The sequence below is a fragment of the Glutamicibacter sp. X7 genome, from assembly GCF_054889245.1.
In genome coordinates this window covers 2021386-2046254 of record NZ_CM142678.1, presented here as the reverse complement: position 1 = coordinate 2046254, position 24869 = coordinate 2021386, and the positions used below count along the sequence as shown (strand labels likewise).

Genomic DNA, 24869 nt, shown 5'->3' with positions numbered 1-24869 from the left:
GTCAACGCGGTGCGGGTGAGCCTGCCATCGGGCAAAGGAGCCAATGAAAGATCAACCATATGGTTGAGGGCTTCACGGGCGTGTTGCTACCCCTCGAGGAGTCCCAGCTCTTGTGCCTTGGTGATGGCCGCGGTGCGCGAGGTGGCCTGTAGCTTCTCGAAAATGTGCACGAGGTGCGTTTTGACGGTGGCCTCGGAAACAAACAGGGCCTTGGCAATTTGCTTGTTGCCGGCACCGGTGGCCAGCTGCGTGAGCACCTCACGCTCCCGGGCCGTCAGCTCGATCTTCGGCTGGCGCATCCCGGCGAGCACTCGCTGCGTCATCTCCGGGGCCAGCACCATTTGCCCGGCATTGGCCTGACGGATCGAACTGACAATGGTTTCCGCGGCGACATCCTTGAGCAGGTAGCCGGCCGCTCCGGCCTCGATACAGGCCAGAATTTCTGCGTCCTTATCGAAAGTGGTCAGGATCAATACACGAGGTGGACGCGGCAGGCTCGTCAGGGCCCGCGTAGTCTGGGCGCCATTCATTCCCGCGCCCAGCCGTAGGTCACAGAGCACGACGTCGATTCGTTGCGTGCGGGCGAATTCAAGGGCTTCTTCGCCGCTGGACAGGTCGCCAACCACCTGAAGATCAGGATAGTTCTCGAACAATGAGCGCAAGCCGGTGCGTACGATCGGATGATCGTCCACCAACAAGATCCTAATCATCAGTCTTCTTTCGCCATCCTCAGGGGTACATGGGCGCACAGTGCCGTGCCGTCTCCCGGCGCGCTTTCCACTTCGAGATCTCCGCCGAGCTCTTTCAGGCGCCGGGTCATGGCGGTCAAGCCATAGCCTCCGGCGTCGCTCACTGGCGCGTCCAGTGCGGATTGCGCGTTAAAGCCCACCCCATCATCGACAATGTCCATGCGCACTTCGTGGTCATTGAATTCTAGACTCAACGCCACCGTGGAGGCCCGGGCATGGCGCCGCACATTCGATAGGGCCGACTGCGCCGTGCGGAGCAGGGCGATTTGGATCGATGGGTCCATGATCGGTAGTCCCGGATCGACATGTAGTCGTGTGGTGAGCCCGGCATCGCGTGCGTAGTTGGCAAGAATTCGTTCCAGCGCACCGGTTAGGGCCTGGGAGTCGAGTTCCGCCGGGGCCAAAGCGGCAATAATGCGGCGCAGATCATTGAGCGATTCGCCAGAGAGCTCATCGATGCGCTGGAGCGCCGTGCGGGTTTTCTCCGCGTCTGCGGCCGTTAGCGCGGCCTTGGCGTGGAGCCCGATGGAGGAGAGCTGTTGTGCGACCGTATCGTGTATTTCACGGGCCAGCCTGGTACGTTCCTTGGCGATACCGGCCGCGTGCTGGGATCGGGCCAGCTCCTCTTGCAGCTCGGTCATTTCCTGTTGGGCACGCAACAGCGAATCCACCAGATCCGAGCGCACCTTCGCGTCGTGTTCGAGTTGCAGATAACCTCGCGAGATACCCCAGGCGAACAGGCCTCCCACCAGGGGCCCGGCCATGGCTGCCACGTCGCTGTGCCCGCGGTGCAGGTACGGAGCCAGAACCACCAGAGCGTAGACCACTGCGGACCAGAGAGCCGAGGGCAAGAGCGGCAGCTGATGCCCGAGCAACAGCCACAGGCTAAAGGCCAACCATATGAATTCCGGGCTCGCCCAGAGCCCCGCCACCCAGAGCAGCACCAAGATCGCAAGCCACCACAACGGTAATCGCTGGCTGTGGGCCCGGGCCATGGCGATGAACCCGGCCACATACCATCCGGCGAATCCCACGGCGGCAACCAGGATCGGCGCCAGGCCCGAGCCATCACTCAACGCCCGCAACACCACGATCACCAGCAGCATCGCCGTGACCACATGTTGGCCCGCACGAAGCAGGGCGGGGGAGACTAAGACCCGACCCTCGAGGTTCGTATCCTGTCGCGGCGGCTGCACGGTGCTCATGGGCTTCAGCCTACTAAAACACCTCGCCCTGCCGATCGGTAAGGATCACCAGCTGGCTGGTCGCACGTGTCATCGCCACATAGCGGCGCACCGCACCTGCCACCCCGGCGCCATATTCCTCGGGCCGCCAAAGAATCACTAGGTCGAACTCCAGACCCTTGGCCCCTTCGGGCGTCACCACGCGCACGCGCGGGTTGAGCGGCACCGCGGCGTCGCCGATCACCGCCACCACACCCTCGGCGTGTTCGGATAGCCACCGTTCCAGAAGCGTGCCCAGCTCCGCCGGCCGCCCGTAGTACACCGGGGCGCCATCGGTGCGCAGCGAGACCGGGATGCTCGCATCGGGCAGTTCGCGACGAATGACCGGGGCGGCAGCGGCCATCACCTGCGCGGTGGAGCGGTAGTTGACGGTTAGCTCCGCCACCTTGACCCGCGACAGACCCAGCCGTGCAAGGCGCTGAGGCCAGGATTCAGTGAAACCGGCGACAGCCTGAGCGCGGTCGCCGACAATGGTCAAGCTCCCCGAGGGACACCGGCGTAGCACCATGGCCCACTGGGCATCGCTCAGGTCCTGAGCCTCGTCGATCACCACATGCGCAAAGGGCTCCTCCAGCGGGTCGCCCGTGGCCTCCGGTTCACTGCGTGCGGCGAGCAGTTGCGCCTGCAGATCCTCGTGGATGAGCTGCGAGGCGAGATCCTCCCGATCATCCGCTGCCTCGAGGAGCTCCTCAATCGTTCGCCGCAACACCGATTGCGCCCCGGCCAGTTGGCGCGTTCGGTGCTGCCGAGCCGCCTCGGCGTGCGGGTCCCCGGTGAGCCAGCCCGCGGCATCGAGCAGCGGGAGATCCGCGGCGGACCACCCGGAGGCTGCCTCCGTGGTGCGCAGCCGTCGACGTTGCGTGGCTGAAAGCTCCGGAACGCAGTAATGCAACAATTCCTCGGTGGTGTAGAGTGCGTGGACCAAACGCTGCGGGTCCAGGACCGGCCAATATTCATCGAGATGCTCCGCCAGCCGAGTATTGGCGCGTAGCGCCCGCCGCGCCGAGGGCTCGGCGGCCTCGGATGCGGGTAGCTGCCGCAATAGAATCTCGAGCAAATTCTCACGCAGTTCGACTCGCGCCTCGTTATGCGGCACATGTGGGGTGAGCCCCGCGACGGCGTCGCTGAACTGGGCGGGAGTAATCCGGAGCTCACCCCAGTCGGTGGGCACGGATAGATCCGTGGCCGGTGGCTGCTGGAACACCGACACCGCCCGCTGCACGCCCTGAACCATGGCCCAGGAGCCTTTCAGCCGCGCCACCTCCCGATCGGCCTCCACCTCGGTGCCCGACACCGGAACCAGCTGCGCCAAGGTCGCCACCTGCACCTCATGCTCGCCAAGGTTGGGCAGAACATCTGCAACATAGGCGCTGTAGGCATCGTGCGGGCTGACCACCAGCACCCGACCGCCGCGAGCGTGCATCCTCGCGTCGGCGTGCAACAAATAGGCCGCTCGGTGTAGGGCCACCACGGTCTTGCCGGTGCCGGGCCCGCCCTCCACGACCAGCGCCCCCTCGGCCGAACTGCGGATCACGGCGTCCTGATCCGCCTGCAAGGTGGCCAACACATCGTGCATCTTTCCGGTGCGCCGGGACCCCAGCGAGGCGATCAGCGCCGACTGCGGGTCCGCGGCCGGGCTGTCGGAAACCAGCGCGGGATCGAAGATCTCATCGACGAACTGGGTGACGCGCTGCCCGCGCCAGATGTAGCGACGCCGCATCGCCAAGCCCGACGGGTTGGCGTAGGTCGCGGCGAAGAACGCCGTCGCGGCCGGTGTGCGCCAGTCAAGCAACAGGTGTTCCCCCTGTTCGTCGCGCAACCCCATGCGTCCGATGTAGATGCGCTCGCCGGTAGTGGTGAGCATGAAACCCAGGCAGGCGTGGGCGCCCATGCGATCGAGCCGCTGTAGCTTCCGGCCAAGCTCGTCGATGTGGACATCGCGCTCCAGTGACTGTTGCAGGACACCGGCTGCATCACGTCCCCGGCGGATCAACAGCTCGGTGGTTTCGCGGCGTAGGGTCGCCGCTCGGTCGGCGATGGCCTCCAAGCGTTGTTCGTCGGCGGCAACAGCCGAGAACTCGGTGTCCTTCACGTGAATGAAGCCGGTGGTGCGAGGTTCGGTAGGCACGGTGAAAACTCCCAAAATATGCGCGGGTGAGCGAAGGCAGAGATCGATTATGCGCCCTACCCGGGGCCTTGCGGCAAGGCCCCCACAACGCGGTATTCTGAAAATGCAAGGAAGCCAGGGTAGCGGTCACGGTAGGTGATCCGCGGTCCTTGGTGTGATGCTGAACTCACCGGCCACGACGGGGATGCACAGGAATTTTCAGCCCGAGCCCAACGCGCTAGACTAGAAGCACTATGACGTAGATCCGGCCATCACCGGGGAGTCCTTGGAAGAACGGTCGCTCAGACCTAGTAGAACCAAGCGGGTCCAGCCCGTTACAGCTGAAGAGAAGCGGTTTCCCGGTCACGGGAAGCAAGCGGGGTGGTACCGCGGCGTTCACGTCGTCCTCGTGGCAGGAATTTTCGACCCTACGCCATGAAGGACGGCCCATTCGATGAGCTTCTACCCGAAGGTCACAACAGACCCCTCCGGTTCGACCCCGGCCTCGCCGCGTTTCCCCGAAATTGAGAAGCGCGTCCTCGAATACTGGAAGCAGGATGACACCTTCCAGGCCTCCATTGACCAGCGCGAGGGCGAAGAATTCGTCTTCTACGATGGCCCTCCCTTTGCCAACGGTCTGCCGCACTACGGCCACCTGCTGACCGGCTACGTCAAGGACCTCGTCGCCCGATACCAGACCCAGCGCGGTAAGCGCGTGGAGCGCCGCTTCGGCTGGGACACCCACGGTCTGCCGGCCGAGCTGGAAGCCATGAAGCAGCTGGGCATGAACGACAAGGCCCACATCCTTGAGATGGGCATCGACAAATTCAACGACGCCTGCCGCACCTCGGTGATGAAGTACGCCGACGAGTGGCAGGAGTATGTCACCCGCCAGGCACGCTGGGTGGACTTCGAAAACGACTACAAGACCCTGAACGTCGCGTACATGGAGTCGGTGATCTGGGCGTTCAAGCAGCTGAGCGATAAGGGTCTGACCTACCAGGGCTTCCGCGTGCTTCCGTACTGCTGGAAGGACGAGACCCCGCTGTCGAACCATGAGCTGCGCATGGACGACGACGTGTACAAGAACCGTCAGGATCAGACCGTCACCGTGGGCTTCGCCATCCGCGCCACCGAGCACCCGCTCGCCGCCGAACTGGCCGGCGTTAAGGCCCTGGCCTGGACGACCACCCCGTGGACGCTGCCGACCAACGCGGCACTGGCCGTGCACCCCGAGGTCAGCTACGTGGTGGTGCCCGCCGGCGAGCAGGGCGTGAAGGCTTCGGCCGCCACCGGACCGTTCCTGCTGGCCGAAGACCTGCTCGGTTCCTATGCGAAGGACCTGGGCTACGCCGACGCCAGCCAGGCCGCGGCCGCCATCAGCGCCCGGTACACCGGCGCCCAGCTGGCCGGGCTGCGCTACGAGCCTTTGTGGGACACCTACACCGACACCGACAAGTACGAGACCGCCAACGCCTGGCAGATCGTCGTGGCCGACTACGTCACCACCACCGACGGTACCGGCCTGGTGCACCAGGCTCCGGCCTACGGTGAAGATGACCAGAAGGTCTGTGAGGAACACGGAATCCCGGTGATCCTCTCCGTGGACGAGGGCGCCAAGTTCCTGCCGGTCTTCGCCGACGGTCCGCTGCACGACATCGTGGGCGTGCAGGTATTCGAGGCGAATAAGACCATCACCAACGTGCTCAAGGAGCAGGGCGCACTGGTCAAGCAGGCCTCCTATGAGCACTCCTACCCGCACTGCTGGCGTTGCCGCACCCCACTGATCTACCGGGCGATCTCCTCCTGGTATGTGGAGGTCACCAAGCTCAAGGACCGGATGCTCGAACTCAACGAGCAGATCAACTGGATCCCCGAGAACGTCAAGCATGGCCAGTTCGGTAAGTGGCTGGAAAACGCCCGCGACTGGTCGATCAGCCGCAACCGCTACTGGGGTTCGCCGATCCCGGTGTGGGAATGCGACGGCGTGGAATGCGAACACCGCGAGGTCTTCGGTTCGCTGGCCGAACTGCAGGAGTTCTTCGGCCGGTTGCCGGTAAACCACGACGGCGAACCGGATCTGCACCGCCCGTTCATCGACGAGCTGACCCTCGCCCACGCCGGCTGCGCCGCCGGGGGCACGCTGCGCCGTGTCGAGGACGTGCTCGATGTGTGGTTCGACTCCGGCTCGATGCCCTACGCCCAGGTGCACTACCCGTTCGAGAACCGCGAATGGTTCGACTCCGGCCACCACCCGGCCGACTTCATCGTCGAATACATCGGGCAGACCCGTGGCTGGTTCTACACCCTGCACATCCTGTCCACCGCGCTCTTCGACCGCCCGGCCTACACCAACGTGATCTCGCACGGCATCGTGCTGGGCTCCGACGGGCAGAAGATGAGCAAGTCGCTGCAGAACTACCCGGATGTCACCGAGGTGCTCGACCGCGACGGCGCCGACGCGATGCGCTGGTTCCTCATGGCCAGCCCGATCCTGCGTGGCGGCAACCTGATCGTCACCGAACAGGGCATCCGCGAGGGCGTGCGCCAGGTACTGCTGCCGCTGTGGAACGTCTGGCACTTCTTCAACCTCTACACCAACGCCGCGAACTCCGGGGCCGGTTACGAGGCGAAGGAGTCCTACGACTCCAGCGACCCGTTGGACCAGTACATGCTGGCCGCCACCGGCAAGCTGGTCACCGAGGTGCAGCAGGCGCTGGACGCCTACGAGGTTTCCGACGCCACCGAGGCGGTGCGCCGCTACATGGACACGCTGACCAACTGGTACGTGCGTCGCTCGCGTCAGCGCTTCTTCGATGAGGACACCGAGGCCTTCGACACCCTGTACACCGCGCTGTTGACCTTGGTGAAGGTGGCGGCCTCCCTGTTGCCGCTGGCCACCGAGGAGATCTACCGCGGGCTGACCGGTCTGCGCTCGGTGCACCTGGCCGACTGGCCCGACGCCACGCTCTTCCCGAGCAGCCCCGAACTGCTCGAGGCCATGGATACCACGCGCCGGATCTGCTCGGTCGCTTCCTCCTTGCGCAAGGCCAAGAACCTGCGCGTGCGCCTGCCCCTGGCCGAGTTGAAGGTCGTCCTTAGCGACGCCGAGCGGCTGAGCGGTACCTACGCCTCGATCATCGCCGACGAGCTGAACCTGAAGAAGGTCACGCTCATCGAGGCCGCCGGGGTGGACACCGCCAGCTACGGGATCAGCCAGCAGCTGGTGGTCAACGCCCGCGCCGCCGGCCCGCGTCTGGGCAAGAACGTGCAGCAGGCCATTAAGGGTGCCAAGTCCGGTGACTGGTCGGTGACCGACGGGGTAGTGACCGCTGGCGGTCTGGAACTGATCAAGGGGGAGTACACCCTCGACACCGTGGTGGACGAGTCTGCCGCCGGTCAGGTCGCGGCCGCCGTCATCGACGGTGGCTTCCTGGTGCTGGACACCGAGGTCACCGCCGAGCTGGCCGCCGAAGGCACCGCCCGCGATATGATCCGCGCCATCCAGTCCGCCCGCAAGGACGCCGATCTGCAGGTTTCGGACCGCATCCGCACCCTGGTGCGGGCCAGCGCGCAGACCGTCGCCGCCGTGGAAGCCAACCGGGAGCTTGTCTCCGGGGAAACGCTCAGCGCCGAACTGGTGCTTGAGGCCGATGACAGCGTTAGCGAACCGATGATCAGCGTGGCCGTACTGGCCGCCGAGGAGTTGGCATGAGTCAGGTCGAGCGCGTCTACGCGCAACTACTAGCGCGTGCGCCAGAAAACAAGATGGAACCGCGCATGGCGCCGATGTTCCGTGCCATGGAAGTACTCGGCGAGCCGAATAAGGCCTGCCCGGTCATTCACATCACCGGGACCAACGGGAAGACCTCCACGGCACGGATGATCGAATCGCTGTTGCGCGCCCACGATCTGCGCACCGGGCGTTATTCCTCGCCGCATCTGGTCTCCGTTACCGAGCGGATCAGCCTCGACGGTGAACCGGTCGATGACGAAACCTTCGTGCGCATTTGGGATGAGATCGCACCGTATCTGGACATCGTCGATGCCGAACTGCGTGAGCGCGGCGAGAACGCGCTGACCTACTTCGAGGCCGTGACCATTTTGGCGTTCGCGATCTTCGCCGACGCGCCGGTGGATGTGTTGGTCCTCGAAGTTGGCCTCGGCGGGATCACCGACGCCACCAACGTGGCCAACGGACAGGTTTCGGTGATCACCCCGATCTCGCTGGATCATACGGATCTGCTGGGGGATACCCCGGCGCTGATCGCCGAGGAAAAGGTGGGGATTCTCAAGCCCGAGGGGTACCTCATCTCCGCGGTACAGCCCGTGGATGCCGCCGAGGTGCTCATGGACAAGGTCCGCGAACTCCAGGTGCCGGTGGCCTTTGAAAGCCTGGACTACAAGGTGCTCGACCGCACCATGGCCGTGGGCGGGCAGCTGTTGGAAATCCAGGGGCAGGCCGCACGCTACGACGAGATCTTCCTGCCGTTGTACGGTGCCCATCAGGCACAGAACGCCGCGGTCGCCTTGGCCGCGGTGGAGGCCTTCCTCGGCGGCGGGCAGCGGGAACTGAACGTGGATCTGGTGCGCGATGGTTTCGCGCAGGTCACGAGCCCGGGACGACTGGAAATTGCGCGTACCGCACCGACGATTCTGCTCGATGCCGGGCACAACCCCGATGGGGTGCGGGTCTCGGCCGAAGCGGTGCGCGAATCCTTCGGCTTCTCCAAGCTTGTGCTGATGCTCGGGATCCTGCGCGAAAAGGACGCCGAGGCGATCCTTTACACGCTGCGTGAGGAGTACGGCGACCTCGTCGAAGACCTGTGCTTGACCCAGTCGTCCTCGCCGCGCGCCATCCCCGCTGGGGAACTGGCGAGCCTGGCCGTGGATGCCGGGTGGCCCGAGGAAGATCTGCATGTGACCGAGAACCTCGAAGATGCCGTGGAATGGTGCGTGGGGCGCGCCGAGTCCGAGGGCGACCTAGCCGGCGGCGTGTTGGTCACCGGCTCGATCACGCTGGTCGGTGAGATTTCCTTGCTGCTGAAACGTGAGGGTGGTCAGTAGTGGCACGCTTGACGAAGGCACAACGTGAGTGGCGCCCGGGCATGCCCAAAAAGCAGCGCTCGACCAAGGTGATGTTCGCTTCCACCGTGCTGAGCCTCGAGGCGCTGCTGGCGCTGTTCGTCACCTTGGCCGCCTTTGGGCTGAAACGTGCCGAACCGCAGATCATTTTGCCGCTCGGTGCCCTGCTGATCGTCCTGTGCATCGGCACTTGCGCCTTCCTGCGCAAGCCGTGGGGCTACTACCTGGGCTGGGCCATCCAGCTGGTGTTCATCCTCTCGGGCCTCTTGCTGGTGGACATGTTCTACGTCGGCGTGGCCTTCGCCCTGTGCTGGTGGTATGCGCTGACCAAGGGCGGCGCGATCGACGTGGAGAACGCCCGACGCGCCCAAGAACAGGCCGAATGGGAGCGACAGAATCCGCCGGTAGAATCTTAAGCGAACTCACGACTAACTGCACGAAGAGGAATATACATGTCGGAACGTACTTTGATCCTGGTCAAGCCCGATGGCGTGCGCCGCGGCCTGACCGGGCAGATCCTTGCTCGCATCGAGGCAAAGGGCTACACCATTGCCGAGCTGAAGCAGGTTAACGCCACCGAGGAGATCCTCGCCGCCCACTATGCGGAGCACGAGGGCAAGCCCTTCTACCAGCCGCTGGTGGAGTTCATGCTCTCCGGTCCGGTCGTGGCGATCGTCGCCGAGGGCCACGGGGTGATCCCCGGATTCCGTTCCTTGGCCGGTGCCACCGATCCCACCACCGCCGCTCCGGGCACCATCCGTGGTGACTTCGGTCGTGACTGGGGGCTGAAGGTTCAGCAGAATCTCGTCCACGGTTCGGACTCGGTCGAATCCGCCGAACGTGAGATTGCGATCTGGTTCGGCCAGTAAAACGCTGTGTCAAAGCCCGAGCGCTTCCCCTAACGGGGGAGCGGCTCGGGCTTTTTCATATGTGGTTGACGAGAATCCTGTCGGTGCCTAGGCTCAGGATCGTGATGACCGGATCCGCCGCACCGCGGCACACAGAGACGGGCCAGCCGGCCAACGGTTGAGCCGCGCGCCGCCTTCGCATGGTGCATGTACCGAAGAACCATGACCATCGAGCGAAGGAGAATTTTGACCGCAACGTTTAACCACATGATCATTCCCAGCAAGGATGCGCAGCTCAGTGCCCGCTTCTACGTTGAGCTGCTGGAAGCCGAGATGGCCCCGTCCTGGGGCGTCTTTCACAACATCACGATGCCCGACGGGGTGCTGCTGCAATTCGCTGTCCCACCGATCGAGTTCGTCCCTTGGCACTTCGCGTTCCTGGTTGATGACGAGCATTTCGACCGGGCGTATGCCCTGATCCAGTCGCGTGCCCTAGAGCACTGGGCCGACCCGCAACGCACCCGGGCCGGGCAGATCAACACCGAACACGGCGGGCGTGGTGCTTACCTGCTCGACCCGGCCGGACACTACCTGGAGCTGATTACCAGGCCGTACATCTAAGACGCCGCCAGAAACAGCTGGTGCCGCGTTCCGCTACTGTGGAACGCGGCACCAGCTGGTTCACAAGCTCAGGTTCGGATCAGCTTTCGTCCTTGGGCGTCACCGGGTCGGCGGCTTCGGACTCCTCGACCCCCGGGGTGGCCTCGGCGGTCTCTGCAGACACAACTTCGGCGGTTGCAACGTCGTGGGTTGTACGGTTCAGCGCCGCGGCGAGCTGTTCATCGCGGCCGGTCCAAACCTTCACCACGGCCCAGCCAGCTGCGACCAGCGGAACGGCGAGGATTGCGCCGACGATGCCGGCCAGCACGGTACCGGCGGTCAGCGACATCAAAACCACCAGGGCATGCAGGTTCAATGCGTTGGCCATGACCACCGGCTGCAGGAAGTTGCCTTCCAACTGGTTCACGAGGATGACCGCAGCCAGCACAACCAGGGCAACGATCGGCCCATTGGTTACCAGGGCGATCAGCGTGGCCAGCACGCCGGCCACCGTGGCACCAACCATTGGGATGAACGAACCGAGGAAGACGATCACACCGAGCGGCAGGGCCAGCGGTACCTGCAGTACCAGCAGGGTTGCGGTAATACCGATGGCGTCGACGGCCGCCACCGTGGCGGTACCGCGGATGTAGCCACCGAAGGTGCCTAGGGCACGGTCACCGGAGACCACCCAGTGCTGGCGGTAGTGCTTCGGGGTCCACGAGATTGCGAACTGCCAGATCTTGTCGCCGTCCTTCAGGAAGAAGAACAGGATCACCAGGAAGAGGATGAGCCCGGTGACGAAGCTACCGGCGGCACTGAGCGTATTCAGTGCACCGGTACCGAACTGGGCGCTGGTCAAGAAGCCGGTGACCGTGGACAGTGCCTTGTCGATTTGTTCCTGCTCGATCAGGAACGGCATATCGCCCATGATGGATTGCACCATGTCGTTGAGCTGGTTAAAGCCTTCGACTGCCTTATCCACCAGTTTGGGCCACTCATTGATCACCGAGAAGACCAGGCCGGTACCGATGCCGCCGAGCACCAGCAGCGAGCCGAGGAATACCGTCCACGCGGCGATCATCGGTGAAACTACCTTGCGTAGCTTGCTGACCAATGGCCACAGGGCGCAGGAGAGAATGACGGCAATGAGGGTCGGGATCACGATCACGGTCAGGCGAAGCAGTCCGAGCACCAGTACGGCGCCTAGCGCGCCGACGATCAGGATCTGTACGCAACGGATACCCAGGCGCCCCAAGACGTCCGTCCATAGTCCCTGAACGCTGAACTCGGGGGTCTCGGCGACCACTTCGGCGGCCAACGCCGAGGCTTGTTCCTCGACTTTCCCAGCGGCGGCCGCAGATTTTTTCCTGCGCAAGAAGGCCATGGCTAGTCCTTATCGGTTGATGGTTCGATTACCCCAAGCCTATCCAGCACGCCGCAACTTCAAGCCCACCGAAAGGATGAATTTTGCCACGTGTCGCTAGCGAGAATCGGCGGCAAAATACTCATTGGCGAGCAGGCTGAGCAGTACTCGATCGTGGAACTGGCCGTCGTGGAAACCGGCCTGGCGTTGGCGTCCTTCCTCACGGAATCCGGCCCGCACAAAGGTGCGCAGTGCCCGCTCGTTATAACCCCACAGGCCCACGCCGATGCGGTTGAGCCCCATTTCGCGGAAGCCGAGATCGACGATCATTTTGGTGGCTAGGGTGCCATAGCCTTGACCGACGTTCGATCCGCCAATCATCAGCATGAGATCGGCACTGCGCGAGGGGGCGTTGTAGTTGTGCAGGGCGGTGAACCCGATCAGCGTGTCATCGGGCATGGTGATGCTCAGCCCGATGCCATTGGCCATGCCCTTGTTGACGCTCCAGGACTTAAAGAGTTCGGCGGCCTCGGAGACCGGGTGGGGGAGCACAATGGATCCCTGCAGGGCCATGAACTCCGGGCTATTCCACCACCCGGTGAGTATCGGCAGGTCTTCGTCGTGCAACTCGCGCAGCCGAATCTCCTCGGAAATCAGCAGATTAATGCCATAGTGCTGCGCCGTCTCGGTATTCCATGTGTTGCTCGTCATACCCCTAATCTAGTCCTGCAAGCTGAGCACCGCCCGGTGCTACCGGTGCCGCACCAAGGTGTCGCGCACCTGTCCAGGCGCGAAAATTAGCGGTGGGGCGGCAGTAGGCCTGTTGCGACACGCCCGAGGTGAAGCGCACGAAAAAGTGCCGCGCAGAACCCAAGGACGGGTCCGCGCGGCGCCGAGTGTCGAGCCGAGAGGAATTAGCCGAAGAAGGCGTTCGGGAAGCGTAGGACCACCGAGGCTGCCACCAGAACCCAAAGGATTGCGGTGACGATCCAACTCCATTCGGTGAAGAACTTGCGCAGCCCAGCGCTCTTTCCAAACAGGCCGTGGACCGCATTGCGGGCCGTGGTGAACACGAACAGCGGAATGACCATCGCCCACACCACCATGCAGTACGGGCACAGTGCGTTAATCTCGTAGAGGGCCTGGGACCAGAGCCAGATGATGAAGACCAGCGCCGCGGTAATGCCGACCTGCATCCCGTACCAGAACCAGCGTCCGTAGTTCGCCCCGGAAAGCAGCCCCATGCCGATGGTGATCACGATGGCGAAACCCACGATGCCCAGCAGGGGATTGGGGAAGCCGAAGAGCGAGGCCTGCCAGGATTTCATGACGGTACCGCAGGAAACCCACGGGTTCAGATCGCAACTGGTGACATAGTCCGGGTTCTTAAAGAGTTCGAGCCGTTCGAGTACCAGGATGCCCGCGGCGATCCATGCGATGGCTCCGGTCACGATGGCGAAGAGTCCAAAACCACGTCCGGTGGCCCACCAGGGCAACACGCCCGGACCGTTTTGAATATTCGACTGTGTCAACTTTTTGCCCCTGTCTTGGAGGGTTTCGGTAATGGGCGAGGTCCGCCGCGAGATTTCGATGACGATTCTATGGGCGTATCCTGTGTGATCAATAAGTCTAAAAGGATCATGTCGCAAATAAATGTGAGATGATACTGATGGTTGTTCGCGGATCCACAGTCTGCTTTCAACCCAACGACAGACTTTTGAAGCAAGAGATTATCCGGCGATGGATCGCTTCGGTTGAGTGCCCAAGTATGTGCGCCTCCCGAGGGAATACCGCGGATCGTGAAGGTCGCAAAGGAAAGCGGCCGGTTTTCAATGGCTGAGTTGACCCGTGTAGCGGTGCTTCGGCCCGCAGCGCACGGACTGCGAACAGGCTTTGATGCCCGTTGGCTACCACTAATGGTTGGGCCGACGGCACACATGAACGCAAGTTCAGCTTCAGACCCCGTCTGTGGAGGCGGTCGGAGCGGAAACTTAAGAGGAGTACGCAAACTAAATGAGCGCATCGAAAAATCGAAAAGGCGCCGGGGCAGGTAATAGCAAGCGCGGTAATCGCTCACCGCGTGCCGGGCGCACCTCGGTCTCAGCACCGGTGGCTCGTCCCCTGCGACGGGCAATGACCCTGGCGGAACTCAATGCCGCCGCAGGCGTCGAAGAAAATCCTTACCGCTGGCGCGCCACGCGCCGCACCCAGGTAGCCACCCCGGACAGCAGCAAGCTCGCCAACCGGCAGGCCGAACGCCGCCGCAAATCCACCGAGGAAGCCGCGCCGGCCACCGAGCCGGTCACCGAGCAGGTAGCAGCACCGGGCGAGGAAACCACCGCCCGCGACCACGATCAGGTGGCCGCCGTGGCCGAGCAGGCCATCAAAGACGCCGAGGACCACACCGGCGCGCTGCTGGCCGAACACGGCAGCACCATGATTCTGAACCCCTTCGCGGTACCGCAGACCGCGATGAGCGTCGTACAGAACACGGTGGCCAAGAAGGCCAAGACCCGTGAAGACAAGGGCCGCGAGCAACAGCAAGAGCAACACGACGATGAGGAAGTGACCTCACGTCGCCGCCGTCGCCGCCGCCGCGGTGAAGTGGATCTAGAACTTGAGGGTGGATCGCAGGATGATCCGCCGAACACCATCACCCGAGTGCGCGCTCCGCGCAGTTCGGCCGATTCGCACGCCGCCGTGGACAAGGTCGCCTCCGTGCGCGGTTCGACTCGCCTGGAAGCCAAGCGTCAGCGTCGCCGTGAATCGCGCGAAACCGGTCGTCGCCGTCAGGTGATTACCGAGGCCGAGTTCTTGGCGCGCCGCGAATCGGTGGAACGTAAAATGATCGTGCGCCAGCAGGAAGACCGCATTCAGATCGGCGTGCTGGAAGACGGCGTGCTGGCCGAGCACTTCGTGTCCAAGACCCAGCAGGATTCGCTGATTGGCAACGTCTACCTGGGCAAGGTGCAGAACGTGCTGCCCAGCATGGAAGCCGCCTTCGTGGACATTGGACGCGGCCGTAACGCCGTGCTGTACGCCGGCGAAGTCAACTGGGATGTGGCCGCCCTCGAGGGCCAGCCACGCCGTATCGAGAACGCGCTCAAGGCCGGCGACTCGGTGCTGGTGCAGGTCACCAAGGATCCGGTGGGTCACAAGGGTGCCCGACTGACCAGCCAGGTCTCCCTGCCCGGCCGTTACCTGGTGTACGTGCCCGGCGGTTCGATGACCGGCATTTCGCGCAAGCTACCGGACGTGGAACGCCAGCGACTGAAGAAGATCCTGAAGGATCACCTGCCGGAGAACGCCGGCGTGATCGTACGTACCGCCGCCGAAGGTGCCAGCGAGGAAGAGCTGACCAACGACATCAACCGACTGCGCGCGCAGTGGGAGGGTATCGAATCCCAGGCCGGGTCCACCAAGACCCTGGCCCCGGAACTGCTGTACTCCGAGCCAGACCTGACCATCAAGGTGGTCCGCGACGTCTTCAACGAGGACTTCACCAAGCTCATCGTTTCCGGTGAACAGGCCTGGGACACCATCGAGGCCTATGTCATGTACGTGGCCCCGGATCTGATGGGTCGCCTGCAGAAGTGGGAAGAGTCCGAGGACTTGTTCGCGCACTTCCGGTTGGACGAGCAGATCCACAAGGCCCTCGACCGCAAGGTCTTCCTGCCCTCGGGTGGTTCGCTGGTGATCGACCGTACCGAGGCGATGACCGTGATCGACGTGAACACCGGTAAGTTCACCGGCTCGGGTGGCAACCTCGAGGAAACGGTGACCAAGAACAACCTGGAGGCGGCCGAAGAGGTCGTCCGCCAGCTGCGCCTGCGGGATATCGGCGGCATTATCGTGATCGACTTTATCGACATGGTCTTGGAGTCGAACCGCGACCTGGTGCTGCGCCGTCTGGTCGAGTGCTTGGGCCGTGACCGCACCAAGCATCAGGTGGCCGAGGTCACCAGCCTGGGTCTGGTGCAGATGACGCGTAAGCGCATGGGTACCGGTCTGCTGGAAGTCTTCGGGGAAAGCTGCGAAGCGTGCGCCGGCCGTGGTGTCATCACGCATGAGGAGCCCGTCGAGCACCGCAAGGCGTTCAATTCGCACGGTGAGGCGCAGTCCGGCAAGAAGAACTCCGAGAAGGGCGGCCGCTCCGAGCGCCGTCGCCGCCGCGGGGCCGAGCGCGAGGAAACCAAGCAGGTTGAGACGCAGCCGCATGTCGACGAGCACGACGAGAAGTCCGAGGCGGCGCGGCACGCATTGGCAAATATTGCCGCAGCCTCGCACCTGAACGAGCACGAGGACGAGAACGGCGTGAAGATCGATGGGGAAGTGGTGCCGGTCTCCGGTGCGTCCACCGATCAGACCGAGCCGGTCAAGGATGTCGACGGTGCGCTGCAGGCGCTGCAACAGGCGCTGCCCGGATCCGCAGACGAGTCGGCACCGAGCGAACGTAAGCCACGTCGCCGCTCGCGCAAGCGGGCTCGCGGGGGCGCCGAGCAGCAGGAAGAGGCGCCGCAGAGCCAGCCACAGAGCGCTGAGGAGCCCGAAAGCGCGCCGCAGGCCCAGAAGCCAGCCAAGCGCAGTCGCCGGGCCACCAGTGCCCCGGCCGCTAGCTCCACTGATCAACCGGTGCTCACCGGTCTGGCCATGCCTGCCTCGCAGGCACCGGCCGCCCAGACTGAGAGCCCCGCTCCGCAGGAGGCGGCCCCGGCTGCCCCCGCACAGAAAACTTCCACGACGACGCCAAAGCGTCGCAGCCGTCGGGCCACCTCGGTCCAGGGCGATGCGACTGCTGAGGTTGTCGTGGCTGAGGTGTCCTCCGCTACCGGTTCGGTAGTTCAGATGGACGCCACCAGTAAGCGTGCCGACAAGCCCGCCGAACCGGCGAGCCAGCCGGTGATGTTCGGTGTGGGAGTGCCGGTACGCGAACTGAAATAGATGATCTCGGTCACGCTAGCCGTTGCGGGGCGGTTTGTATTTGCTACCGCACCGGCAACTAGCGTAATCTGGTTCATCGGTGCTAAACGCCAAGATCACGGATTTAAATCCGCTCGGCGTCAAGGCACAAGCGCATGAGAGCCCCGTGGAGACGCGGTATCGCAGCTCCGGGTTGATCTCTGCGCCGTAAGACAATGAAACGTCGAGTAGAAGTGAGTACCCACGTGGTGTACGCAATTGTCCGCGCTGGCGGCCACCAGGAGAAGGTTTCCGTAGGAGACCTCATCACCGTTGACCGTCTTCAGGCTGCCCCGGGCAGCTCCATCGAGCTTCCTGCCTTGCTGCTGGTTGATGGCGAGAAGGTTACCTCCGCCGCAGCCGATCTGGCCAAGGTTAAGGTCACCGCTGAGGTTGTAGAAAACCTTCGCGGTCCGAAGATCGTCATCCAGAAGTACAAGAACAAGACCGGTTACAAGAAGCGTCAGGGCTTCCGCTCTTCGCTGACCAAGGTCAAGGTCACCTCGATCGCCTAATTCGGGCGTTCGTAATATCCGTCAAATTTGTAGCGAAAGAGGCTCAATAGCATGGCACATAAGAAAGGTGCGAGTTCCACTCGCAACGGTCGTGATTCCAACGCACAGTACCTGGGCGTAAAGCGCTTCGGTGGCCAGGAAGTCAAGGCAGGCGAAATCATCGTTCGCCAGCGTGGCACCCACTTCCACCCGGGCGCCGGCGTCGGCCGCGGTAAGGACGACACCCTGTTCGCCCTCGCTGCCGGTGCAGTCGAGTTCGGCACCCGTCGTGGTCGCCGCGTTGTGAACATTGTGGAAGCCGCCTAATTCAGGCACAGGCAAACACGTAACACTTGAAGGGGTGGGCCGAGTATTCGGCCCGCCCCTTCAGTGCATTTATCAGTAGACTTGGTGCGAGAGCATTCGCAGGTCAGTCCAAGGAGAAGAGGGCCCCGTGGCCGCATTCGTAGATCGCGTAACTTTGCATGTCACCGCCGGTAATGGCGGACATGGCTGTGTATCGGTGCATCGTGAAAAATTTAAGCCACTCGGTGGCCCAGACGGTGGTACCGGCGGTAACGGTGGTGACGTGATCCTCAAGGTCGACCCACAGGTCACCACCCTGCTGGACTTCCACCACCTGCCGCACCGCAAGGCCGGTAACGGCGAGCCGGGCAAGGGCGGTTTGCGCCCCGGTAAGCAGGGTGAAGATCTGGTCCTCGGCGTGCCGATCGGCACCGTGGTCAAGAACCGCGAAGGCGAGATCCTTGCCGATATGGTGACCGTGGGCCAAGAATTCCTCGCTGCCGAAGGCGGCCAGGGTGGCCTGGGTAACGCCTCGCTGGCCTCGGATAAGCGCAAGGCGCCGGGCTTCGCCTTGCTGGGTATTCCCGGACGCAGCCGCGACATCGTGCTCGAGCTCAAGACCGTGGCCGATGTGGCGCTGGTCGGCTTCCCATCGGCAGGTAAGTCGTCGCTGATCGCCGCGCTGTCCGCGGCACGACCGAAGATTGCCGACTACCCGTTCACCACCCTGGTGCCGAACCTGGGCGTGGTGCAGGCCGGCGAGGTGCGCTTCACCGTCGCCGACGTCCCGGGCCTGATCCCCGGAGCCTCCGAAGGTAAGGGGCTAGGCCACGAGTTCCTGCGGCACGTTGAGCGTTGCGCCGCGATCGTGCACGTTTTGGACTGTGGCACCCTCGAAGCGGACCGTGATCCGCTGAGCGATCTTGAGGTGATCGAGCAGGAGCTGGCCGCCTATTCGGCCGATTCGACCTTCCACGGTAGCGACGGCAATGTGATCCCGCTCGTGGAGCGTCCGAAGCTCGTGGCGCTTAACAAAGTTGACATGCCCGACGGCGCCGACATGGCCGAGTTCATGCGCCCAGAGCTCGAAAAGCGCGGATATCGCGTGTTCGAGATCTCAGCCCTTTCTCGTAATGGATTGCGGGAATTGTCCTTCGCCATGGCTGAATTAGTTGAACAAGCACGTGCGCAGCGTGAAGAAGCGGTGCAGGTCGTCACTCCTGATGTGATTCGACCACGCTCGGTGAATAAGGCAGAATTTACTATTCGCCGTGAAGAGCAGAACCTCGAGCCGCTGTGGCGCGTCATCGGCGCGAAGCCGGAACGCTGGATTCAGCAGACCGACTTCCGTAACGATGAAGCCGTGGGTTACCTAGCCGACCGCCTCGCGAAGCTAGGTATTGAAGACCAGCTGTTCAAGGCTGGTGCGCGACCAGGCGATGCAGTGGTCATTGGTGCCGAAGATGATGCAGTGGTCTTTGATTGGGAACCGACCATGGTTGCCGGCGCCGAGCTACTCGGCTCACGCCGTGGCGAAGATGTTCGACTCGAAGACCGTTCGCGGCCAACCCGCGACCAGAAGCGCGCCGAATATCAGGAACGCCGAGAGGCGAAGGCCGCAGCGCGCGAAGAGCTGGAAGCCGAGCGTAAGGCCGGCATCTGGACCGAGTCTGTGAACGCCAAAGCGCGTGCACGTGCGAGGGACAACGAAAGCAAATAGGAAAGAAGACACGCAGTAATGGTGCGATCCGCCCGAGTTCCGTCCGTAATTTCTACAGCTAGTGATTTGCCAAAGGCCAAGCGTCTGGTCGTCAAGGTGGGATCCTCCTCACTGACCACCGTCAATGGAGGCATTTCAACCGATCGACTGAACTTCTTGGTGGATTCCCTGGCGCCACTGGTGGCCGGGGGCACCGAACTGGTCTTTGTCTCCTCCGGCGCCATTGCCGCAGGCTTGCAACCACTGGGTTTCGAGCGGCGGCCGAAAGACCTGGCAAGCCAGCAGGCCGCCGCTGCCGTGGGGCAGGGCCTGCTGCTGGCGCAGTACACCAACGCCTTCAACAAGCACGGGGTGCAGGTCGCCCAGGTTCTGCTCACCGCCGATGACCTCACGCGCCGCCAGAGCTACGGCAACGCCTTCCGGACACTGAACCGCCTGCTGAACATCGGCGGGGTGCTGCCGATCGTGAACGAAAACGACACTGTGGCCACCCACTCCGTGCGCTTCGGCGACAACGATCGCTTGGCGGCCCTGGTTGCTCACATGCTCAAGGCCGATGCCTTGCTGCTGTTCTCCGATGTCGACTCGGTGTACGACGCCCACCCGAATGAGGGTGGCACCCGTATTTCCGAGGTGGCTCACCCGGATGAGCTAGAAGATGTCGACCTGGGCACCGCGGGGGCCGCAGGCGTCGGCACCGGCGGCATGATCACCAAGGTCGAGGCCGCGACCATCGCCTCGGACGCCGGCATCCCGGCGCTGGTGACCAGTACCGCAAATGTGCGCCGCGCCTTGGCCGGCGAAGATGTGGGCACCTGGTTTGCCGCTCGCGGCACCCGCCGCAGCGCGCGAGCCGTCTGGTTGGCCCACCTGGCCAGCACGAAGGGCAAGATCATCATCGACCGTGGCGCGGTCAACGCGCTGCGCACCGGTGAGAATTCGTTGCTGGCCGCCGGTATCACCGGTGTCGAGGGCAACTTTGAAGCCGGCGCCGCGGTGGAAATCTGCGATGCGCAGGGTAAGGTCATCGCCCGCGGACTGGTCAATTTCGGCAGCGATGAGCTGCCGCAGATGTTTGGCCGTTCCTCCATCGAACTCGGCGAAGAACTGGGCGAAGACTACGTCCGTTCGGTTGTCCACGTTGACGACTTGGCCTTGGTGTAGGGGGAATCACTACAATGGACACTATGAGTCTTGACACAACCGCAACCGGAAAGACCCACATGACCGACGTTACCCAGGCCGTACACCACCACGCCGACCAGGCTCGCAACGCATCGCGCGTGCTGGCCCGGGCGGACCGCGATTGGAAGGATCTGGCCCTGCGCCGGATCGCCGAACGCCTCGATTCGAACCGCGCAGCGATCCTCGCGGCCAACGCCAAGGACCTTGAAGCCGGTCGCAACAATGGCACGTCCGACGCCTTGCTCGATCGCCTGAAGTTGACCGACGATCGCATTGACGGTTTGATCGCCGCGCTGCACGAGCTGGCTGGCCTGCCCGACCCCGTGGGCGGTTTTGTCCGCGGTGAAACCCTGCCCAACGGCCTGCGGATGCGTCAGATCAGCGTCCCGATGGGCGTCGTTGGCGCGATTTACGAGGCTCGCCCCAACGTCACCGTAGATATCGCCGGTTTGGCGTTGAAGAGCGGCAACGCGGCGCTGTTGCGCGGCGGTAGCGCGGCACTGCACTCCAACCAGACGCTGATCGCCATCATTCGTGATGCCCTGGAATCCGTCTCGCTACCGCGCGACGCCGTGGTCTCCATGGATGAGTACGGGCGTGAAGGCGCTGCGGCCATGATGGAAGCCCGCGGCAAGATCGATGTGCTGATTCCGCGTGGCGGCCGTGAGCTGATCCAGCGCGTGGTCACCACCGCCCGAGTCCCGGTCATTGAAACCGGCGAAGGCAATGTGCACATCTTCCTGGACGAGTCGGCCGACACCGAGATGGCCGTGGATATCCTGCTCAACGCCAAAACCCAGCGTCTGAGCGTGTGCAACACGGTCGAAACCCTACTTATCGACGCCAAGGCTCAAGCCGGTTACGCGGTGCTCGAAGCGCTGCACAACGCCGGCGTGCGTTTGCACGTCGATCCTCGCGCCGCGGAATTGGCCGGATCCTTGCCGACCCTGGAAGCCGGGGAAGAGGACTGGGCTAACGAGTACCTTGACTCGGATATTGCGGTCAAGGTGGTCGACGGTATCGACGAGGCCATGGAGCACATCCGTCGCTACTCCACCGGTCACACCGAAGCGATTATCACCAACAATCTGGCTCGTTCGGAGCGTTTCATTGCCGAAGTCGATTCCGCTGCGGTCATCGTGAACGCCTCCACCCGTTTCACCGACGGCAGCCAACTGGGGTTGGGCGCCGAGGTTGGTATTTCCACGCAGAAGATGCACGCCCGCGGCCCCATGGGGCTGAAGGAACTGACCACTACCAAGTGGATCGTCCAGGGCGATGGACACGTGCGGAAATAGTTTCTGATCTACCTTTTCGGTAGGATGTAGAAGAATCAATTAAGTTCATTCCGGCCGCGGCAGCTCGCCCGGTTGGAAGGCTAGCGTCTGGAGAATATGTTGAACGCGCTGATCCTTGCTACTGAAGCGGCATCCGAAGGCTTGCCAAGCGAGACTTGGGCACTGCTGATTGGCGGTGGCATCTTTGTTACTTTGATGATCCTGCTGTTGATCACCGTGTCCTACACCAACGTTGGCAATCGTCACGACGTCAAGGACGAACCGCACGACACCCACCGTCAGTTCAAGGTTCACGAACCTAAGCACTAACTTGGCGGACTCCAAGCAGCTCAAGAACCGCCCATTACGCCTCGGCGTAATGGGCGGTACTTTTGATCCCATCCACAACGGTCACCTCGTGGCGGCGAGTGAAGTTGCCGCCGAGCTCGACCTGGATGAGGTAGTTTTCGTACCAACCGGCATGCCTTGGCAAAAGTCGGACCGGGAAGTCACCAGCCCGGAACACCGGTACCTCATGACGGTCATCGCCACCGCATCCAACCCGCGTTTCACCGTAAGCCGCGTGGATGTCGATCGCGAGGGCCCCACATACACCCGTGACACCCTGCTGGATCTACGCAGTGAACGCCCGGATGCCGAGCTTTTCTTCATTACTGGTGCCGACGCCATGAGCAAGATCATGAGTTGGCGGCATATTGACGAGCTTTGGGACCTCGCGCATTTCGTGGGAGTGACCCGCCCCGGGCATTCGCTACCGGAGATGGAAGAGTTGAAGGCCAAGTCGATCTCGCAGCTAGAGATTCCGGCACTGGCCATCTCGTCCACGGATTGCCGGCAGCGCGTTGAGCAGGGAAAGCCCGTCTGGTATCTGGTGCCAGACGGTGTGGTGCAGTACATTGCAAAATACGGGCTTTATACCGAGTCGTAGCCACACACGACCCAGCCCTTCAAGGCATAATTCTTAGGTAAGGGTGACGGGTTGTCTACGCGGTCGGGAGAAGGACAGGATGAGCGATAACACGCAGCCGGCTTCAAGCCGGCGTGCTCTGCGTGAAAAGCGGCGAGCCGAAATGGAAGCGCTGCTGGCCAACAGCGAGGCCGAAAAGAAGGCTCGTAGCCAAGCCGAGGAGTCCGTCAAGGACGAAACTCCAGAGCCTAAGGCCACCGAGAAAACCCCCGACAGTGCGCCCAAAAATGAGACCCCAGCGGCGCCAGCCAGCGAAGAGCAACTGGGGGAGCGCGCCTCTCGGCGACGGGCCCGCGACCGTGAGGCCTTGCGCGAACGTCGTCGGCTGCAGGAAGAAGTGGGTGCACTCACCAGCCATCAGCCCACAGTGGCTCCCGCCGATGAGCCCAAACCGCTAACTCGTCGCCAGCTACGTCTGCAGGCACTAGCCGAGCAAGGTAAGGCCGAAGCGCCCAAGGCGCAGGAGAGCAAGCCTGCCGCTTCCTCCAAGAAGCCTGAGGCGTCGGACACGGAACCCGAAACTACCGTGATGAGCGTCGAGGAGGCCCTCGCCGCACGTCGTGCCCACGGGACCACTCCACCGCCTATCGACCCGAAGCTCTTGGGCGACGACGATAGCGAGATCGACCTCGAAGTCCTAGCCCATCAGCGTGAAATGGCGGCCCGCGCGGCCATTATTTCTCGCCGAGCCGCCGAACGTGAACGACTACGCGTCGAGAACGCCAAGGCTGGCAAGGACGACGAATCACTCTCCGATCCATTTACCGGGGCCATGGGCAATATCCGTGAAGCCGAAGAGCGCATCGCGCGTACCGGAGTGTCGGGGCCGAAAACCGAAAGTGTCTCGTTGACCGTTGCCGGTCAAGAGGCAAAGGACGCGGAGAAGAAGACCGAGTCCAAGGACTCGGCAGAAGCAAAGTCGCCGGCGAAACCCGCCGACAAGCCAGCGCCGAAGCCGGCGGCCAAGCCTGCACCTAAACCCGCGGCGAAACCCGCAGCGCCGGCCCCGGCCGTGAAGAAGAGTACTCCGGCAAAGCCAGCTAGCGATAAGGGCGCATCAAACGCCAAGAAGCCAAGTGCTGCGCCAAAGCAACCCGCCAAGGCTCCTGCGGCCGATAAGCCAGCAGGGAAAAAGCAGGCGGCAGCGCCAGCGGCCCCGCGGGATATCGAGATGCCTCGCCTGGAGGCGGTCAACGCTCACGGTCTCGATCCGCTGGATGTGCAGACCCAAGGTGTGCGTCGAGCCAACAACATGCTTATTACCATGATTGCCGCGCTCTCGGTCGGCGGCGTCGCGCTGATTGCCGGAATCGTCATGCTGATCAATGCTCTCTCTTAAGCACTGATCACTTAAATCACTCGTCATTGAATCAAAAGGAGAGACTCACCTATATGGGAGCTCACGCAGACTCGATTGCCCTAGTCAAGGTGGCCGCCTTGGCCGCCGCAGAGAAGAAGGCAGAAAATCAGGTTGCCCTAGACGTAGCCGAGCGTCTGGGTGTAACCGACGCCTTCTTGATCGTCTCCGGAGGCTCTGAGCCTCAGGTAAATGCCATCGTGGATGAGATCCACGCAAAGGTCCTCGAGGAATTCGGGATTCGACCGGTTCGCCGCGAAGGCTTCGGCCAGGGGCGTTGGGTGCTATTGGACTACGGTGACGTTGTGGTTCACGTACAGCACCAAGAAGACCGCGTTTTCTATGCGCTGGAGCGTCTGTGGGCGGATTGCCCGGTCATTGAACTGCCTGCAGAGGTCACCGAAAGCCACTAGTGGCAGCGGATTTGCATTGCGCGCAGGAGCTCATATATAGTTATTGAGTTGCCTGATCAGGGTGGCAAATCCTTCTGGGGGTATGGCGCAGTTGGTAGCGCGTCTGCATGGCATGCAGAAGGTCAGGGGTTCGAATCCCCTTACCTCCACAGATGTGAAGAGTCGCGACAT

21 protein-coding genes and 1 tRNA gene are annotated in these 24869 nt (G+C 63.0%); 16 read left to right on the top strand and 6 right to left on the bottom strand.

Features of this window, described 5'->3' with window-relative positions; all coding sequences use genetic code 11:
* Nucleotides 1-86: 86 nt before the first annotated feature.
* Genes ACYU0X_RS09840 through helR form a run of 3 tightly spaced genes read right to left on the bottom strand, consistent with a single transcriptional unit; the run spans nt 87 to nt 4121 of the window.
* Nucleotides 87-710, bottom strand: coding sequence for a response regulator (locus ACYU0X_RS09840; protein ID WP_461900479.1), 624 nt, complete (start codon nt 708-710; stop codon nt 87-89).
* The gene (locus ACYU0X_RS09835; RefSeq protein WP_461900477.1) at nt 710-1954 is read right to left on the bottom strand and encodes a sensor histidine kinase; all 1245 of its coding nucleotides are present in this window, start codon (nt 1952-1954) and stop codon (nt 710-712) included. Before ACYU0X_RS09835 ends, ACYU0X_RS09840 begins: the two co-directional genes overlap by 1 nt.
* A 13-nt stretch (nt 1955-1967) precedes the next feature.
* The gene (helR, locus tag ACYU0X_RS09830) at nt 1968-4121 is read right to left on the bottom strand and encodes an RNA polymerase recycling motor ATPase HelR (RefSeq protein WP_461900476.1); all 2154 of its coding nucleotides are present in this window, start codon (nt 4119-4121) and stop codon (nt 1968-1970) included.
* Between the two features lie 433 nt (nt 4122-4554).
* On the opposite strand from helR, the gene ileS reads away from it, so the two are divergent.
* The 5 genes from ileS to ACYU0X_RS09805 all read left to right on the top strand — a co-directional run bounded on the left by ileS (nt 4555) and on the right by ACYU0X_RS09805 (nt 10654).
* The gene (gene ileS / locus ACYU0X_RS09825) at nt 4555-7815 is read left to right on the top strand and encodes an isoleucine--tRNA ligase (RefSeq protein WP_461900474.1); all 3261 of its coding nucleotides are present in this window, start codon (nt 4555-4557) and stop codon (nt 7813-7815) included.
* A complete protein-coding gene (locus ACYU0X_RS09820; RefSeq protein WP_461900473.1) occupies nt 7812-9167 on the top strand; it encodes a bifunctional folylpolyglutamate synthase/dihydrofolate synthase in 1356 nt (451 codons plus the stop codon). The genes ileS and ACYU0X_RS09820 overlap by 4 nt, the downstream gene beginning before the upstream one ends.
* Nucleotides 9167-9601, top strand: coding sequence for a DUF4233 domain-containing protein (locus ACYU0X_RS09815; protein ID WP_461900471.1), 435 nt, complete (start codon nt 9167-9169; stop codon nt 9599-9601). The genes ACYU0X_RS09820 and ACYU0X_RS09815 overlap by 1 nt, the downstream gene beginning before the upstream one ends.
* A 36-nt stretch (nt 9602-9637) precedes the next feature.
* Nucleotides 9638-10054: a nucleoside-diphosphate kinase gene (ndk, locus tag ACYU0X_RS09810; protein WP_309406881.1), complete on the top strand. Its 417-nt coding sequence runs from the start codon at nt 9638-9640 to the stop codon at nt 10052-10054.
* Nucleotides 10055-10279: 225 nt separating this feature from the next.
* Complete coding sequence (locus ACYU0X_RS09805) at nt 10280-10654, top strand: VOC family protein (protein WP_461900469.1); 375 nt, start codon at nt 10280-10282, stop codon at nt 10652-10654.
* 79 nt (nt 10655-10733) lie between these two features.
* Here the strand turns inward: ACYU0X_RS09805 and ACYU0X_RS09800 are convergent, their stop codons facing one another.
* The 3 genes from ACYU0X_RS09800 to ACYU0X_RS09790 form a co-directional block, all read right to left on the bottom strand.
* Complete coding sequence (locus ACYU0X_RS09800) at nt 10734-12020, bottom strand: AI-2E family transporter (RefSeq protein ID WP_461900467.1); 1287 nt, start codon at nt 12018-12020, stop codon at nt 10734-10736.
* A 96-nt stretch (nt 12021-12116) separates the two neighbouring features.
* Nucleotides 12117-12710 (bottom strand): GNAT family N-acetyltransferase, encoded by a 594-nt coding sequence (locus ACYU0X_RS09795; protein WP_418906774.1) that lies wholly within the window; start codon nt 12708-12710, stop codon nt 12117-12119.
* 203 nt (nt 12711-12913) lie between these two features.
* Entirely contained in the window at nt 12914-13531 is a 618-nt protein-coding gene (locus tag ACYU0X_RS09790; RefSeq protein WP_418906773.1) for a vitamin K epoxide reductase family protein, read from the bottom strand.
* Nucleotides 13532-14012: 481 nt separating this feature from the next.
* Between ACYU0X_RS09790 and ACYU0X_RS09785 the strand changes: the two genes are divergently transcribed.
* The 11 genes from ACYU0X_RS09785 (at nt 14013) to ACYU0X_RS09735 (ending at nt 24847) form a co-directional block, all read left to right on the top strand.
* Nucleotides 14013-16940, top strand: a complete 2928-nt coding sequence (locus ACYU0X_RS09785) for an Rne/Rng family ribonuclease (protein WP_461900465.1) — start codon at nt 14013-14015, stop codon at nt 16938-16940.
* A gap of 224 nt (nt 16941-17164) precedes the next feature.
* The gene (gene rplU / locus ACYU0X_RS09780; protein ID WP_309410435.1) at nt 17165-17473 is read left to right on the top strand and encodes a 50S ribosomal protein L21; all 309 of its coding nucleotides are present in this window, start codon (nt 17165-17167) and stop codon (nt 17471-17473) included.
* 51 nt (nt 17474-17524) lie between these two features.
* Nucleotides 17525-17779: a 50S ribosomal protein L27 gene (gene rpmA, locus ACYU0X_RS09775; RefSeq protein ID WP_309406901.1), complete on the top strand. Its 255-nt coding sequence runs from the start codon at nt 17525-17527 to the stop codon at nt 17777-17779.
* Nucleotides 17780-17906: 127 nt separating this feature from the next.
* Entirely contained in the window at nt 17907-19478 is a 1572-nt protein-coding gene (gene obgE / locus ACYU0X_RS09770) for a GTPase ObgE (RefSeq protein WP_461900463.1), read from the top strand.
* A gap of 18 nt (nt 19479-19496) precedes the next feature.
* The gene (proB, locus tag ACYU0X_RS09765; protein WP_309406903.1) at nt 19497-20642 is read left to right on the top strand and encodes a glutamate 5-kinase; all 1146 of its coding nucleotides are present in this window, start codon (nt 19497-19499) and stop codon (nt 20640-20642) included.
* Between the two features lie 23 nt (nt 20643-20665).
* Complete coding sequence (locus ACYU0X_RS09760; protein ID WP_461900461.1) at nt 20666-21961, top strand: glutamate-5-semialdehyde dehydrogenase; 1296 nt, start codon at nt 20666-20668, stop codon at nt 21959-21961.
* Between the two features lie 96 nt (nt 21962-22057).
* Nucleotides 22058-22270 carry a hypothetical protein gene (locus ACYU0X_RS09755; protein WP_309406906.1) on the top strand — a complete coding sequence of 71 codons (213 nt, stop codon included), beginning with the start codon at nt 22058-22060 and terminating at the stop codon, nt 22268-22270.
* A gap of 1 nt (nt 22271) precedes the next feature.
* Nucleotides 22272-22889, top strand: coding sequence for a nicotinate-nucleotide adenylyltransferase (gene nadD / locus ACYU0X_RS09750; RefSeq protein WP_309406908.1), 618 nt, complete (start codon nt 22272-22274; stop codon nt 22887-22889).
* A 79-nt stretch (nt 22890-22968) separates the two neighbouring features.
* Entirely contained in the window at nt 22969-24267 is a 1299-nt protein-coding gene (locus tag ACYU0X_RS09745; RefSeq protein ID WP_461900459.1) for a hypothetical protein, read from the top strand.
* A gap of 53 nt (nt 24268-24320) precedes the next feature.
* Complete coding sequence (rsfS, locus tag ACYU0X_RS09740) at nt 24321-24698, top strand: ribosome silencing factor (RefSeq protein WP_309406911.1); 378 nt, start codon at nt 24321-24323, stop codon at nt 24696-24698.
* A 76-nt stretch (nt 24699-24774) separates the two neighbouring features.
* Nucleotides 24775-24847, top strand: a tRNA-Ala gene (locus ACYU0X_RS09735).
* Nucleotides 24848-24869: the final 22 nt, after the last annotated feature.

What these genes read in the sequence shown, in the direction of transcription:
- ACYU0X_RS09785 (WP_461900465.1), top strand. Translation starts at nt 14,013, where the DNA reads ATGAGCGCATCGAAAAATCGAAAAGGCGCCGGGGCAGGTAATAGCAAG.
- ACYU0X_RS09840 (WP_461900479.1), bottom strand. Translation starts at nt 710, where the DNA reads ATGATTAGGATCTTGTTGGTGGACGATCATCCGATCGTACGCACCGGC.
- ndk (WP_309406881.1), top strand. Translation starts at nt 9,638, where the DNA reads ATGTCGGAACGTACTTTGATCCTGGTCAAGCCCGATGGCGTGCGCCGC.
- rsfS (WP_309406911.1), top strand. Translation starts at nt 24,321, where the DNA reads ATGGGAGCTCACGCAGACTCGATTGCCCTAGTCAAGGTGGCCGCCTTG.
- ileS (WP_461900474.1), top strand. Translation starts at nt 4,555, where the DNA reads ATGAGCTTCTACCCGAAGGTCACAACAGACCCCTCCGGTTCGACCCCG.
- ACYU0X_RS09800 (WP_461900467.1), bottom strand. Translation starts at nt 12,020, where the DNA reads ATGGCCTTCTTGCGCAGGAAAAAATCTGCGGCCGCCGCTGGGAAAGTC.
- ACYU0X_RS09755 (WP_309406906.1), top strand. Translation starts at nt 22,058, where the DNA reads ATGTTGAACGCGCTGATCCTTGCTACTGAAGCGGCATCCGAAGGCTTG.
- ACYU0X_RS09745 (WP_461900459.1), top strand. Translation starts at nt 22,969, where the DNA reads ATGAGCGATAACACGCAGCCGGCTTCAAGCCGGCGTGCTCTGCGTGAA.
- ACYU0X_RS09835 (WP_461900477.1), bottom strand. Translation starts at nt 1,954, where the DNA reads ATGAGCACCGTGCAGCCGCCGCGACAGGATACGAACCTCGAGGGTCGG.
- ACYU0X_RS09820 (WP_461900473.1), top strand. Translation starts at nt 7,812, where the DNA reads ATGAGTCAGGTCGAGCGCGTCTACGCGCAACTACTAGCGCGTGCGCCA.
- rpmA (WP_309406901.1), top strand. Translation starts at nt 17,525, where the DNA reads ATGGCACATAAGAAAGGTGCGAGTTCCACTCGCAACGGTCGTGATTCC.
- ACYU0X_RS09795 (WP_418906774.1), bottom strand. Translation starts at nt 12,710, where the DNA reads ATGACGAGCAACACATGGAATACCGAGACGGCGCAGCACTATGGCATT.
- proB (WP_309406903.1), top strand. Translation starts at nt 19,497, where the DNA reads ATGGTGCGATCCGCCCGAGTTCCGTCCGTAATTTCTACAGCTAGTGAT.
- ACYU0X_RS09760 (WP_461900461.1), top strand. Translation starts at nt 20,666, where the DNA reads ATGAGTCTTGACACAACCGCAACCGGAAAGACCCACATGACCGACGTT.